We start from the raw sequence: 13,094 nt of genomic DNA on the forward strand, positions 1-13,094 counted from the left end.
CATGAGTAAGCAAAAATCCGACACGCCGCCTGCTGATCATTCATCAAATGATGAATTTAACACGCCATCAAATCAGCCCAATGATGAGCAAATATCAATCGATGGCGAGCAAAATCAGACAACGGACAATCCGCCAAAAAGCGATGATGGCAACGACACGGACGATGTCGCACAATCGCAGCAACATCAATCGGCAGCTTATAAATCTGCCCCAAAAAAGCCAATTTTTTGGATTTTGGTGGGTATGCTGTGTGCCGCCCTGCTGATGCTGATTGGTTATGGTTTATTAAAAAGCTACCAAGGCGGCGGACAGACAGCGGCAAATACCGTTAATACCACCAGTGGCAACTCTGGCAAGCATGACGATGGCTTGGTGCAGACACTCAAGGACAAAATCGCTGGCAAACAAATCGTTACGCTACAAGGCGAAGTCCACAGCGAAACCATCAATGTCAGCACCAAATTGCCCAGTCGCATTGACACCATTTATGTTACAGAAGGTCAAGCGGTCAAGGCAGGCGATTTGCTCATCAAACTCATCAGCCCAGAAATCGAAGCCAAAAAGCAGCAAGCCGCCGCCATGCTACAATCGGCACTTGCTCTGCAATCGTCGGCCAATCGTGGCACTCGCCAAGAAAATGTCGAAACCCTGCACGCCAATTGGCAAGCGGCTGTCGCACAGGCGGACTTGGCTGCCAAAACCGCCCAGCGTGGCGATTATCTGTACCAAGAAGGCGTCATCTCTCGCCAACGCCGTGATGAAATGCAAACTGCCAACATCTCCGCCAATCAGCTGGCACAAGCTGCCCATCAACAATATCTCAAAGCCGTCCACGGTCGCACTGATGAACAAAAATCCAGTGCCGATGCCCAAGTCAAAATCGCTCAAGCCGCCGTCCAAGAAGCCGATGCCCTAGACAGCGAAACCCTGCTGCACGCCCCTGCTGACGGCGTGATTAATAAAATCTATACCAAACCCAGCGAATTGGCAATGCCTGCGATTCCAGTACTGAGCCTGCTTGATGCCAAAACCAGCGTCAAGCTAGTCGTGCGAGAAGATTATTACGCCAGCATCTATCAGCACTCAAGTCTGAGTGGCTATATCCCTGCATTAAATCGCACGGCGGATTTTCGTATCGTTGCCACCGACAGCGAAGGCGAATTTGCCACCATAAAAAGCACCAGACAAAGCGGCGGTTATGACATCAAAAGTTTTACTTTGACACTTGAGCCAATCGATGCCATCGCAGGGCTAAAAGCTGGCATGAGCGTGATTTTTGATGTGCAAATCGACACGATAAATCAGCCATGAGCAAGCAGCTGCCCAATACCAAAACACCAACAAGCCGCCACAACCAACGCCAGTTTGGTTTTTTGGGCAGTTTTTGGTGTGGCGTGCTGCGAGAGTGTCGCCGATTGTCAAGCAGTCCTTGGGATTTGTTCGTGTTATTTGGCATACCGCTGTTGGTGATTGTACTGTTTGGCAGTTTATTTATTGGGGTAAAAGCCCAGCATTTGCCTGTGATGGTGATTGACCAAGACCAAAGCACACTAAGTCGCACGATTATCCGCCATATCAATGCCAGCCAAACGCTGACAATCACTGACATCAGCACCAACCCACAGGCTGCCGAACATGCCATCAACACCTTAGCAATTGGCGGCTATCTGCAAATTCCGCAGGGGGCTGAAAAGCGTCTGGTGCGTGGTGATGACGCTGGTATCGCCATCATGCACAACCAATCTTTTTATAGCTGGGGCAGCGGCACGGCATCGGCTTTATCGTCCGCCACCCATGCTGGCGTTCGTCAGTTTTTGAGCCAAGAGCATTTTGATGGCTTATTGCCACATTTGGCACGCACACGATCGCACATCAAAATTGCCGTATTGTTTAACCCACAAATGAGCTACGAATTATTTTTGGAGCCGTTTTTGGTGCCTGCGGTGCTGCATTTGCTATTATCTTGTCTGATTGCTTTTGCCATCGGTATGGAATTTAAGCAAAACACGCTCAGTGACTGGCTGGGGCGGTCGCCTGTTTCGGCTTTTTTTGGCAAAATCAGCGTCTATGTTGCCATCATTTGTCTGTGGCATTGGCTGTGGCTGACATGGCTGGTTGGTGTGCGTGGTTATTTTATCGCTGGCAGTGGCGTGGTGCTGATTGTGGCACAGGGGCTGTTTTATTGGGCGTATGCGTTATTTGGTGCGTTGATTATTTTAATCACTCAAGACGCCAACAAAAGTTTTGGACTGCTTGCGGTTTATGGCGGTTCATCGATGAGCTTTGCCGGCGTGTCGTTGCCACTAAACAATGCGTCAGGTTTTGCCAAATTTTGGTCCAACATTATCCCATTTACCAGCTACGCCAAAATACAAACTCAAAGCTGGATTATCGGCACGCCAACCGCCAATATTTTGCCACAGTTGGCGGTTTTGATGGTATTTGTTGTTATTTTTGGGATTGCTTCCGTGTTGTTATTACAAAAATTACACCATAAACGGCACAACCAAGTGCAAAATCAAGGGCAAAATCAAGGCAATCCATCATGACAGCTTTTGTTTATCATTTGAGAGCATTTGGGCAAAATTGCCTAGAGATACTGCTATTGATTGTCAAAAATCGTTCGATTTTTTTGACTTTGGTGCTGTCGGTCTATCTTTATAGCTTTTTTTATCCTGCCGCTTATCAAGCCCAGCACGCCGAGCATGTGCCGATTGTCATTGTCGATCAAGAACAATCACCACTGACCCAAAAAATTATCCAGACCGCCAAACACAGCCCCAGCATCGAAGTGGTTGCCATCACCGAGCAATACGGCGACGCCTTTAAACTGGTACAAACCAACCAAGCTGAAGGCATTTTATATTTGCCAAACAACCTAAGTACCAGCATTCATCACGGCGACAGTGGCGGTATTGGCATTTATTTGAGTGCAGCGTACTTTTTACGCACACAGCAAGCAGGGCTTGGGCTGGCAGATAGTTTGCAAGCATTATTAAGCCAAGAGCTTGAAAAATTCACCCAAATTCATCACAAAATACCGCACGCCCCAGTGCATAAAATCCCATTGTTTAATCCGCTGTCAGGCTATGGCAGCTATGTGTTTGCCGCTGTTGCACCGCTGATTGTGCATCAGACGCTACTGCTTGGCGTTGGTATGATGATTACTCAGATTCGGCAACAGCAGCGCCGCCTAAGTCTGCACCGTTTATTTGCCATCTTTGCTGTCGTTGGCGTGATTGGTGTGTTGTCGTGTTTTTATTTGTTTGGATTTGCATTTTGGTGGCATGATTATCCCCGTGGCGGCAATTTTATTGGCATGGTGCTGACCAGCGTGCTGTTTGTTTATGGTGTGATTGCTCTAGCATTATTTATGGCATCGTTTTTTGATATGCCAGAGCGTGTCGGTCAAGTGCTGATTTTTTCGTCAGTGCCGCTGTTTTTATTGTCTGGTGTGGTTTATCCATTGGCTGCGATGCCGCCTATATTGGCGTGGTTTGCCAGACTTTTACCCAGTACCCAAGGCATTTTGGCGTTTGTGCAGTTCAATCAAATGGGCGTCACCATCGCCGATGTTTTGCCAAAACTGGTATATTTGGCGATAACCATGCTGATATTTACCATGTTGGCAATTTGGCGGCTGTGCTTTTGCTCAAATCACCCTACGAGATATAAGAGATAGTCAATTTTATGGCGATAAATGTTTAAAACGAAAAATTGACTTGGTTTTTTGCAATAAATGGTTTAGAATTGACCCAGTAGCAGCTACCACCGATACCGCTGGTGATAGCCGCTTGGTTAATTATACTTGACTTAGCTACTTGAGCGTAGTAAGATAATCAACACAAGGATAATTGCAATGCGAATAATGCTCTTCATTGCGTTACTCCTTACTGGGTGGTTGCTGCTGCTTGATAGGTGAGCAGCGGTAACCTACAAGACAGGTGCTGCTACACCTGTCTTGATGTGCCTATCATAGGCAAATAAATAAAAAAGTCAAGTATCTGCTTGGCTTTTTTATTTTTGCATTGAATTAATTTAAAAATCAAAAAAACCACCGAAATATTTTAAATATCTCGGTGGTTTTGGTTTATTTTGGTAAATTGCTCAGTTTTTTAAGCTGGCTTAATCTGAATTTAAGCTGACTGAATTAATTATACCGCAATTTATCAAAGGTAAATTGATCGTCCGCCCAGTCGATGCTGATGGTATCGCCAGCGGCAAATTCACCAGCCAGCAGCAGCTGCGCCAATGGGTTTTCGATTTCCTGCTGAATGGCTCGCTTAAGCGGTCTGGCACCAAACACAGGATCATAGCCCACCGCCACCAAGTGCGTCATCGCTTCATCGCTTAAGCTAAGGCCGATTTCACGCTCTTTTAGGCGTAAACGCAGCCGCTCAAGCTGAATTTTGGCAATGCCCACCATCTGCTCACGAGCCAAGCTATGAAAGACGACAATTTCATCGATGCGATTGACAAATTCGGGGCGAAAATGTGCTGTAACCGACGCCATCACCGCTGATTTTATCTCATCATACGCCGCATCGCTCATCTCATTGATGGTGTGGCTGCCCAGATTACTGGTCATGATGATGACAGTGTTTTTAAAATTCACCACACGCCCTTGGCTGTCGGTCAAGCGGCCATCGTCCAGCACCTGCAATAAGATATTGAACACATCAGGGTGTGCTTTTTCCACTTCGTCAAACAGCACCACGCTATAAGGCTTACGGCGTACCGCTTCGGTCAAAATGCCGCCTTCTTCATAACCCACATAACCTGGGGGTGCACCAACCAAGCGAGACACGCTGTGCTTTTCCATAAATTCACTCATATCAATCCGCACCATCGCATCTTCTGAGTCAAATAAAAAATTCGCCAGCGTCTTGGTCAGTTCAGTTTTACCAACCCCTGTTGGGCCTAAGAATAAAAACGAACCGCTCGGCTTATTAGGATCTGACAATCCAGAACGGCTGCGGCGTACAGCATTGGCGACGGCACGCACCGCTTCATTTTGACCAATCACACGCTCGTGCAATAGCTCTTCCATTGCCAGCAGTTTATTACGCTCACCTTGTAGCATCTTAGCAACAGGAATGCCTGTGGCTGCTGACACCACTTCGGCGATTTCGTTATCGGTAACTTTATTGCGTAACAATTTGGGCGTCTGTTCGCTCTCGTCCGTTTGCTCTTCGGCAAGCTGTTTTTCAAGCTCGATAATCTCGCCGTATTGTAGCTGTGATGCTCGCGCATAATCACCTTCACGCAATGCCTGCTCCAGCGTGATGCGAGCGGTATCCAGCTTGGCTTGTAGCTGCTTGCTTTTTTCGACGCCAGCTTTTTCGGCTCGCCACACTTCTTCTAGCTCGGCATATTCTCGTTGGGCATCGTCAATTTGTGCCTGCAATGATTTGACCTGTGATTTTGCTGACGCATCGTCTTCGTTTTTGACCGCTTCTAGCTGCATTTTTAGCTGAATGATACGCCGATCAAGTTTGTCCAAGCTCTCAGGCTTAGAATCCAGCTCCATCTTGATGCGACTGGCAGCTTCATCAATCAAATCAATCGCCTTATCTGGCAGCTGTCGGTCGGTGATGTAGCGATGGCTCATTTTGGCGGCAGCAATAATCGCCGAGTCCATGATTTTGACACCGTGGTGCAACTCATACCGCTCTTTTAGACCACGCAAAATCGCCACAGTATCTTCAACGCTTGGCTCATCAACCAGCACTTTTTGGAATCGGCGTTCAAGGGCAGGATCTTTTTCGATGTATTGGCGGTATTCGTCCAAAGTGGTCGCCCCCACGCAACGCAGCTCACCCCGTGCCAATGCTGGTTTTAGCATATTGCCTGCGTCCATAGCCCCACTGGTTTTGCCAGCACCCACCATGGTGTGTAGCTCATCGATAAATAAGATGACATTGCCGTCTTGTTTGGCAAGTTCGTTTAATACCGATTTTAGTCGTTCTTCAAATTCACCATGATATTTCGCTCCAGCGATTAACGAACCCATATCCAAAGATAGCACGGTTTTATTACGCAGACTTTCAGGCACTTCGCCATTGACGATACGCTGAGCCAGCCCTTCAACGATGGCAGTTTTGCCCACGCCTGCTTCACCAATCAGCACAGGATTATTTTTGGTGCGGCGTGATAGCACCTGCACCGTGCGGCGGATTTCGTCATCACGCCCAATCACAGGGTCCAATTTGCCTGCCAATGCTCGCTCGGTTAGGTTGATGGTGTATTTGTCCAATGCTTGTCGGTTTTGTTCGCTGTTTTGATTGTTCACGGTTTCACCCCCTCGAATGCTTGTAATCATTTGTTGTAAATTGCTCGCCGTCATGCCTGCCTGCGTCAAGACTTTGTGCGTGGTTTTGTCTTCAAATAACGCCAAAATTAGCCATTCTACCGCCACATATTCATCTTGGGCGTGGTTGGCGTGCTTTTCGGTAGCTTGTAGCACTTTGGCAGCATCAGGCGACAGACCCACTTGGGCAGGTGGCTGGCTGATGATGGCTTGATGTGTCAGCAGTTCACGGCTTAAGTTTTGTAAATCCGCCATGTTTGCACCGCTTGCCGTCAAAATGGCATTGCCTGTGTCGTTGTCCAGCACCGCCATCAGCAGATGCACTGGAGCAATCGCCGTATGTCGCTGGGTCATTGCTAACTGCTGTGCTTGGCGGATAATCTCTTGTAATGTACGAGTGTATTTTTCAAAATTCATCGGTTATCCTTATTATCAATGTTAATCATCGTGGCGATAATCACTGGCATTACCAGACAAATTTATTAGCCAACATAAAATATCAATCATTGATAAATGGTGATTGCATTGTTGAAAAATATATGGTAGGCGGTGATAATTTTTTCAATACTTAGATAAAGTTATCCACAAATATTTTTATAATTAATTGATTTTATTATGATTAATTATTTTTTGATAACAGACTTGTATTTGTCAAAACTCGCCCCATGTGGCAAAATTTTTAGGGCAATTTATCTTATTCTTAACAATAAAAAATAGAGCGGTGAAATTGGCTCTATTTTTTATGGGTGATTTGCTGTTGTTTTGGTTTTATTGGTTTAGCTATTTTGGTTGTTTATGACGCCAAGCCAGCAAATCTTGGACATCTTGGCTGATACCTGCCGTCAGTGCTTCGATGCTGGTATAATGCCGCTCGCCGTGCAAAAAGTGCGTCAATATCACCTGTAATTCCAGACCGTACAAATCACCTGCAAAGTGCGGCAAATGCACTTCCAGCCGCCAGTCTTTGCCCTTGACGCTGGGACGCAAGCCCACACTCACCGCCGCAAATCGGCTACCGTCCATAAGCCCTGCCACACCCTGACCTTCACCCAAATCCTGCCAGTCAAGCAACACGCCATCACGATACGCCAACACATCAGCGGCATACACGCCATGCAAGGCAGGTTTTAGGCGGTTTAGGGCGACATTGGCAGTCGGAAAACCAAAAGTTCGCCCTATCTTATCACCATGCACGACTTGACCTGTGATGCTGTACGCTCGCCCAAGCAGCGATGCCGCTTGCTCAAGCTTGCCATTTGCCAGTGCTTCACGCACCTTTGATGAGCTGATACGCACGCCATTTTGGGTGATGCTGGGCAAATTATCCACACTAAAACCCATCTTGGCCAAAAATGCCTTATCGCCCACTCTGTCATGCCCAAAGCGAAAATCATCACCCAATACCAAATGTGCGACATTCAAATTTTTTAGCAATGCTGAAAAATCTTGTGCCGACAAAGAGCGGAATGCGTCATCAAAACTGGCAACCAGCAGATAATCAACGCCCAATTTGGCAATTTGGCTGATTTTTTCGCCAATGCTGGTCAGTCGTGCTGGCGGATTGTCTGGCAAAAAAAACTCTCTGGGCTGCGGCTCAAAAACCATCACCGCTTGAGCCAGCTGCATTTGCCGAGCGTCATCGGACAATGCCGACAGCAGTGCCTGATGTCCCAAATGCACGCCGTCATAATTGCCAATAGTCAAAGCAACAGGCGGTAAAGTTGGCGGATTGTGAATATCTAATTGAATAACTTTCATGAAAATCAATGCTGCTTATTGTTTATTTGCCATGGCATCAATCACAGGCACGCCAAGTTTTTCGGCGGCGATTTCGTTGGCGGTCTTAGCGTCTGGTGATAAGCCTTTTAGTAGTGGCAAATTTTTGACTTCTTGACGCTGACGCACCGCCAAGCTCACTGGCACCATGCGAGCAAATTCGAACAAATGCAGCCACATCTCTTCGCCACCTTCTAGGCTTTCTTCGTCTGCCAGACGAATAGCGGCAATCTCCATCAAAGCACGAATCAGCTCATTTTCGTCCGCCGTCAAGCTCACGCCAGCCACGCCAATACCTGTGATATAGCCACCTGCCCAGTCTTTGAGTGCCAACACTCGCTCGTGCAGCTCATGCTCATCATCAGGCACCAGCGGCTCATAGCCATAGGCGTCGTCTTTGTCTTTTAGGGCAAAGCTGACATCTTCGGCATACTCGCTCAACAGCTCAAGTGCCGCTTCATCTGGCAGCGAAAAACTCAACGCTTCTAAAATGCGTGTCCAGCCGTCCACATCGGTGGCGTGGCACATGGTCATGATGCCTGTCATGATGCCATGCAGCTCACTGATGGACACATCACTCCAGTCGGCAAACGCCGCCGTCCAATCGTCCCAGCCAGACAGATAATCGGTACTCATAATTCCCCTTTTGGCTTATTTTGGTTTGGTTTATTTGGTCAATAATCAATACTGGTATCAATTTAAAAAACTGCTTATTATAACACAACCGCCATCGTTGTGCGGCAAAATTGTCAATGGCACACGCTGCCATGTCGACAAGCATTTTTTGGATAATTTGCAGCTCATTGATGAATATTTAATTTTTAATGGCATTAAAAATCACTTTAAACAGCCAAAAGAGCATCGAATGCGTGGTAAAAATTTGCCGATAGACAAATTGACCGTAATACGATAATATTAGTAAAATTTGTTTAACAAACTTCACATTAGGAAAAATTATGTTAGCCCAATTACAAGCCCTTGAGCAAACCATCATTGCGATGAAAAAACAATATGCCGTAACCGCCACCGAGCTTGCCAATCTCAAGCAACGCATCGCCAACGATGACAGTCCACAACAAATCAACGCCTTGCAAGCCAAACTTAGCCAAGCCATACTTGATGCCGACAACTATCATCAAAAAATCGACAGCCTAGAGCAGACACGCAGCAGCCTAGAAGACCAAATTTCTGACTTGTACCAAGCCAATCAAGCACTCATCGCCGAAAACGAAGATCTCAAAGAAAAAAATGCCAAAGCCGTTGCTCGTGTCGAAACAATTCGTGATTGGTTATCAAAAATTGATTATTCTAACTGATTGATATTATTGGTATTTTGTACAAAGATATTTTTAATGAATTTTAAGAAATTTTAAGGAATTTTTATGAATCAACAAGACACACCAAATCAAAAACCTGCCATCATCGCCCAAGAACAATTTCGCCAAATTGACATCAACATTGCTGGCACATCGCACCGCATCGTCTGTCCTGTCGGCGAAATCAAAAACTTAGAAAGCAGCGTTGAAACCATCAACCAAAAAATCCGTGATTTACGCAAAGATCTTAAGAATAAAACGCCAAGCAACGAAGAGCTGTTGGTGTTTGTTTGCCTAGATTTTTATGATCAAATCCAAGCACTACAAAACCAAATCAACGCCCTGCAAGATGAGCGAAAACAAGTGGCATCTATGATTGATAAAATTAATAGCCAAGCACGCTCAATGCTGTAATTTTAATCATTTTTAATTATTGATGGCAATAATAAATTGACAATTAATAAAAATTAATCAATAACATGACATTGGCTTTATGGTTATTGCCGTTATGGCTGTTACCATTTTGCCGATGCCATTTTTATTGGCAGCGTTTGTTAATGCGGTTTTATTGCCATTATTATCCGTTATCCATTGATAAATTTTATCAAAATATCAGTATCAGCTGACTTTGGGCAAATTTTCATCAGGGTGCGTGTCGGCATAGCTTTGCAGATGCTCGTCATTACAAAAAAATCGCTCATTTTCTTGGTTTTTTTGTAACAAAATGCCCCGATAAGTCGCCAACTGATGCCCGCAATAATGACACTGACGCAAGCTGGTATCGTCGCCTTCTTGCGGAAAAAATGCCTTGGGCGGCTTAGGATACATAAATTTTAGCAGCACCCACATCACCACGCAGATAATCAACGCATTTAAAATAAAAGCAAACATAACAATTTTTCCAAACACTCTCAAAAATGAAGAAATAAAGCATTACTATATCACAAAGTGCGGGGGTTTATGCTATACTAATGGAAAGTTTGTCAGGATTTTGGCAAACGCAAATTTTCGCCAAGTATCTGCCCAGCGTTTGGCTGTGATTTTGATGCTTTTTTGATGTATTACAAAGCACTTAGCATGATGCATGAGTTGCCAAAACAAATAGGATAAAAAATGCCAAAAACGAAAACAGCTGCACCAAGCAGCACCGAAACCAGCTTGCACACCACCGAATCTGCGGTTGGCAAAATCACTTTTGCACTGATTCAGACCAATTTTTGGGTGGGTGATATTGCCGGCAATGTCAAAAAAATGCACGCTTTGGCGATTGATGCCAAAAATCGTGGTGCTGACATTGTCGTTTTTCCTGAATTGTCGTTGGTGGGTTATCCGCCAGAAGATTTGCTGCTGCGTCCTACTTTGGGCGAGCGAGTGCGTGATGCCATGGCAAAACTTGCCGAAATTGAAGGCATTGTGATTATCCTGGGTTATCCGCACATTGACCATCACGGCACTTTTAACTCGGCGGCAATCTTACAAGGCGGCAGCCAAAAAGGTTTTTATCATAAGCAGCATTTGCCAAATTATGGCATCTTTGACGAACGCCGCTATTTTCAAAAAGGCCGCAACCAAGTCCTGTTTGACTACAAAGGTGCAACCATTGGCCTATTGATTTGCGAAGATATTTGGCATGACGCCCCCATCAAATCGCTTAAACAAGAAGGGGCTGATTTGGTCGTGGTGATTAACGCATCGCCGTTTGAGATTGGCAAACAAGCCGAACGCAAAGCCCTACTTGCCAAACAATCCGCCACGCACCAGCTGCCGATTATCTATGTCAATACGGTCGGCGCTCAAGACGATATCGTCTTTGATGGTGGCTCATTGATTATGCAGGCTGATGGCGAGATTGCCCACGAAGGTTCAAGATTTTTAAATCAACTGCTGATGGCACAATACGATGTTGCCACCAAAGCCTTTGATAATCAAGTCAAACCGCCGCTTGTGCTGTCTGAAGAATCAGAGATGTATCAAGCCTTGGTTGTTGGCTTGCGTGATTATGTCAATCGCTCAGGATTTAAGGGCGTGATTGTCGGCTTGTCTGGCGGTATTGACAGTGCTTTGACGCTGGCCATCGCTGTCGATGCACTCGGCTCGGATCGTGTCTATGCGGTGATGATGCCATATGAATACACCGCCCAAATCAGCCTAGACGATGCCGAAGCTCAAGCGGCACGGCTGAATGTGTCCTACACCGTCTGCCCAATTCACGATGCGGTCGCTGGTCTGCGTTCGGCACTGTCGCCGCTACTTGCCAATAGTGAGCCTGATGTTACCGAAGAAAACCTACAAGCTCGAGCTCGTGGCACGATTTTGATGGCTTTGTCCAATAAATTTGGACATATGGTCATCTCAACAGGCAACAAATCAGAAAATGCTGTCGGCTACTCTACGCTGTATGGCGATATGGTCGGTGGCTTTGATGTGCTAAAAGATGTCTATAAAACTGATGTTTATCGCTTGGCAAATTACCGCAACCGCCTTGAAGACAATCCTGTCATTCCTGAGCGTGTCATCACTCGTCCGCCAAGTGCTGAGCTGCGTCCGAACCAAAAAGACCAAGACAGCTTGGGCGATTATGGGACACTGGACAGTATCTTGCGAATGTACATTGACGAAGATTTGGGCTATAAAGCCATCGTGGCGGCAGGATTTGAGCCAGCCACTGTCGAAAAAGTGCTGTCAATGGTCGATCGTGCCGAATACAAACGCCGCCAAGGAGCCATCGGTACGAAGATTACCAAAAAATCCTTTGGCCGTGAACGTCGCTATCCATTGGTCAATGGCTGGTCAATCAAGGGCTGATTTAATCGTAAAATTGGCATAAAAACAAAGCTCATCGTGATGATGGGCTTTGTTTTTGCTGGCTTGTTTGTACTTGGGTATTTTGGTTGTGGTTGATTGGTAATTTTAAAATTGGTAAGTTTAAAAAGGATTAACCGCCTGCAAACCATCAATCATAACAAAATCTTTGGTATTGCGTGTTACCAAAACCAGCTCATACACCAGTGCAATGCTGGCAATCTGAGCATCTACCAAATGGATAATTCTGCCGTGCGTTTGGCGTTTGGCGTTTGGCGTTTGGCGTTTGGCGTTTGGCACATTGATAAGCACAATCACCATCAAAAGCCAAAATACGATTGGCAAAATCCACCTGCAACATCTCATCAATCAAGCGTAAATAATGCAATTTTTTTCTTACCATCTGCCATCAACAACGCCCCAGTCAATAGCTCAGCTTGGGTGATGCTGCTGATAAATAAAGGACTGTAATTATCCAACCAGTCAACCACAACCAAACTGGGATTGGGTCGCATCAATTCGGACAATATATTAGTATCAAGCAGATACATCAAAAACCGCCCATTCTGCTGGCATCGGTGCGTGCAGGCGGCACAAAGTCATCATCTGCCGCATCAGCAAAGCGTTTGGCAATACTTGATCCCAGTCGTGTCTTTCCAGTCAATGCTTCATACTCTGCCACAGACACCAAATAGGCGGTTGGCTTGTTGTGGTTTAACACAGTGACCGCTTGCGTTTGAGCTTGATGAATGATGGCGGTGGGATTTTTCTTAAGTTTGGATATGCTGACAGTTGTCATGTAATTTTCCTAATATGTCCTGTTTTATGGTCTTATCATAGCAAATTTTGTGGCAATGTGCTGTTTTTTGCTATATTTTTATCACAAATC

At 45.8% G+C, this 13,094-nt stretch carries 13 protein-coding genes; 6 read left to right on the forward strand and 7 right to left on the reverse strand.

Annotation, left to right across the window (positions count from 1 at the left end; translation table 11 throughout):
* Position 1: 1 nt before the first annotated feature.
* The 3 genes from ACFBZI_RS01435 to ACFBZI_RS01445 are packed head-to-tail and all read left to right on the forward strand — an operon-like array spanning position 2 to position 3,683.
* On the forward strand, positions 2-1,312 hold the full coding sequence (locus tag ACFBZI_RS01435; protein ID WP_375714689.1) for an HlyD family secretion protein: 1,311 nt from the start codon (positions 2-4) through the stop codon (positions 1,310-1,312).
* Complete coding sequence (locus tag ACFBZI_RS01440) at positions 1,309-2,550, forward strand: ABC transporter permease (protein WP_375714690.1); 1,242 nt, start codon at positions 1,309-1,311, stop codon at positions 2,548-2,550. Before ACFBZI_RS01435 ends, ACFBZI_RS01440 begins: the two co-directional genes overlap by 4 nt.
* Before the next feature lie 17 nt (positions 2,551-2,567).
* Positions 2,568-3,683 (forward strand): ABC transporter permease, encoded by a 1,116-nt coding sequence (locus ACFBZI_RS01445; RefSeq protein WP_375716284.1) that lies wholly within the window; start codon positions 2,568-2,570, stop codon positions 3,681-3,683.
* A gap of 468 nt (positions 3,684-4,151) precedes the next feature.
* Here the strand turns inward: ACFBZI_RS01445 and clpB are convergent, their stop codons facing one another.
* The 3 genes from clpB to ACFBZI_RS01460 form a co-directional block, all read right to left on the reverse strand.
* Positions 4,152-6,728 (reverse strand): ATP-dependent chaperone ClpB, encoded by a 2,577-nt coding sequence (gene clpB / locus ACFBZI_RS01450; RefSeq protein ID WP_375714691.1) that lies wholly within the window; start codon positions 6,726-6,728, stop codon positions 4,152-4,154.
* Between the two features lie 363 nt (positions 6,729-7,091).
* On the reverse strand, positions 7,092-8,069 hold the full coding sequence (gene ribF / locus ACFBZI_RS01455) for a bifunctional riboflavin kinase/FAD synthetase (RefSeq protein ID WP_375714692.1): 978 nt from the start codon (positions 8,067-8,069) through the stop codon (positions 7,092-7,094).
* A 15-nt stretch (positions 8,070-8,084) separates the two neighbouring features.
* On the reverse strand, positions 8,085-8,723 hold the full coding sequence (locus ACFBZI_RS01460) for a UPF0149 family protein (protein ID WP_375714693.1): 639 nt from the start codon (positions 8,721-8,723) through the stop codon (positions 8,085-8,087).
* A gap of 320 nt (positions 8,724-9,043) precedes the next feature.
* Here ACFBZI_RS01460 and ACFBZI_RS01465 point away from each other — a divergent pair, with 320 nt between their 5' ends.
* Complete coding sequence (locus ACFBZI_RS01465; RefSeq protein ID WP_375714694.1) at positions 9,044-9,403, forward strand: hypothetical protein; 360 nt, start codon at positions 9,044-9,046, stop codon at positions 9,401-9,403.
* A gap of 66 nt (positions 9,404-9,469) precedes the next feature.
* Entirely contained in the window at positions 9,470-9,817 is a 348-nt protein-coding gene (locus tag ACFBZI_RS01470) for a cell division protein ZapA (RefSeq protein ID WP_375714695.1), read from the forward strand.
* Between the two features lie 204 nt (positions 9,818-10,021).
* On the opposite strand, the gene ACFBZI_RS01475 is transcribed toward ACFBZI_RS01470, so the two are convergent.
* The gene (locus ACFBZI_RS01475; protein WP_375714696.1) at positions 10,022-10,294 is read right to left on the reverse strand and encodes a hypothetical protein; all 273 of its coding nucleotides are present in this window, start codon (positions 10,292-10,294) and stop codon (positions 10,022-10,024) included.
* Between the two features lie 222 nt (positions 10,295-10,516).
* Between ACFBZI_RS01475 and ACFBZI_RS01480 the strand changes: the two genes are divergently transcribed.
* On the forward strand, positions 10,517-12,208 hold the full coding sequence (locus tag ACFBZI_RS01480; protein ID WP_375714697.1) for an NAD+ synthase: 1,692 nt from the start codon (positions 10,517-10,519) through the stop codon (positions 12,206-12,208).
* Between the two features lie 120 nt (positions 12,209-12,328).
* Here the strand turns inward: ACFBZI_RS01480 and ACFBZI_RS01485 are convergent, their stop codons facing one another.
* From ACFBZI_RS01485 to ACFBZI_RS01495, 3 genes are read right to left on the reverse strand one after another with little or no spacing between them, the layout of a single operon-like run.
* Entirely contained in the window at positions 12,329-12,550 is a 222-nt protein-coding gene (locus ACFBZI_RS01485) for a PIN domain-containing protein (protein WP_375714698.1), read from the reverse strand.
* A 20-nt stretch (positions 12,551-12,570) separates the two neighbouring features.
* On the reverse strand, positions 12,571-12,756 hold the full coding sequence (locus ACFBZI_RS01490) for a PIN domain-containing protein (protein WP_375714699.1): 186 nt from the start codon (positions 12,754-12,756) through the stop codon (positions 12,571-12,573).
* On the reverse strand, positions 12,756-13,004 hold the full coding sequence (locus ACFBZI_RS01495; protein WP_375714700.1) for a type II toxin-antitoxin system Phd/YefM family antitoxin: 249 nt from the start codon (positions 13,002-13,004) through the stop codon (positions 12,756-12,758). The genes ACFBZI_RS01490 and ACFBZI_RS01495 overlap by 1 nt, the downstream gene beginning before the upstream one ends.
* Positions 13,005-13,094: the final 90 nt, after the last annotated feature.

This window comes from Moraxella marmotae (assembly GCF_042219885.1).
Lineage (GTDB): Bacteria > Pseudomonadota > Gammaproteobacteria > Pseudomonadales > Moraxellaceae > Moraxella > Moraxella marmotae.

What these genes read in the sequence shown, in the direction of transcription:
- ACFBZI_RS01495 (WP_375714700.1), bottom strand. Translation starts at nt 13,004, where the DNA reads ATGACAACTGTCAGCATATCCAAACTTAAGAAAAATCCCACCGCCATC.
- ACFBZI_RS01460 (WP_375714693.1), bottom strand. Translation starts at nt 8,723, where the DNA reads ATGAGTACCGATTATCTGTCTGGCTGGGACGATTGGACGGCGGCGTTT.
- ACFBZI_RS01440 (WP_375714690.1), top strand. Translation starts at nt 1,309, where the DNA reads ATGAGCAAGCAGCTGCCCAATACCAAAACACCAACAAGCCGCCACAAC.
- clpB (WP_375714691.1), bottom strand. Translation starts at nt 6,728, where the DNA reads ATGAATTTTGAAAAATACACTCGTACATTACAAGAGATTATCCGCCAA.
- ACFBZI_RS01490 (WP_375714699.1), bottom strand. Translation starts at nt 12,756, where the DNA reads ATGTATCTGCTTGATACTAATATATTGTCCGAATTGATGCGACCCAAT.
- ACFBZI_RS01470 (WP_375714695.1), top strand. Translation starts at nt 9,470, where the DNA reads ATGAATCAACAAGACACACCAAATCAAAAACCTGCCATCATCGCCCAA.
- ACFBZI_RS01475 (WP_375714696.1), bottom strand. Translation starts at nt 10,294, where the DNA reads ATGTTTGCTTTTATTTTAAATGCGTTGATTATCTGCGTGGTGATGTGG.
- ACFBZI_RS01435 (WP_375714689.1), top strand. Translation starts at nt 2, where the DNA reads ATGAGTAAGCAAAAATCCGACACGCCGCCTGCTGATCATTCATCAAAT.
- ACFBZI_RS01480 (WP_375714697.1), top strand. Translation starts at nt 10,517, where the DNA reads ATGCCAAAAACGAAAACAGCTGCACCAAGCAGCACCGAAACCAGCTTG.
- ACFBZI_RS01465 (WP_375714694.1), top strand. Translation starts at nt 9,044, where the DNA reads ATGTTAGCCCAATTACAAGCCCTTGAGCAAACCATCATTGCGATGAAA.
- ribF (WP_375714692.1), bottom strand. Translation starts at nt 8,069, where the DNA reads ATGAAAGTTATTCAATTAGATATTCACAATCCGCCAACTTTACCGCCT.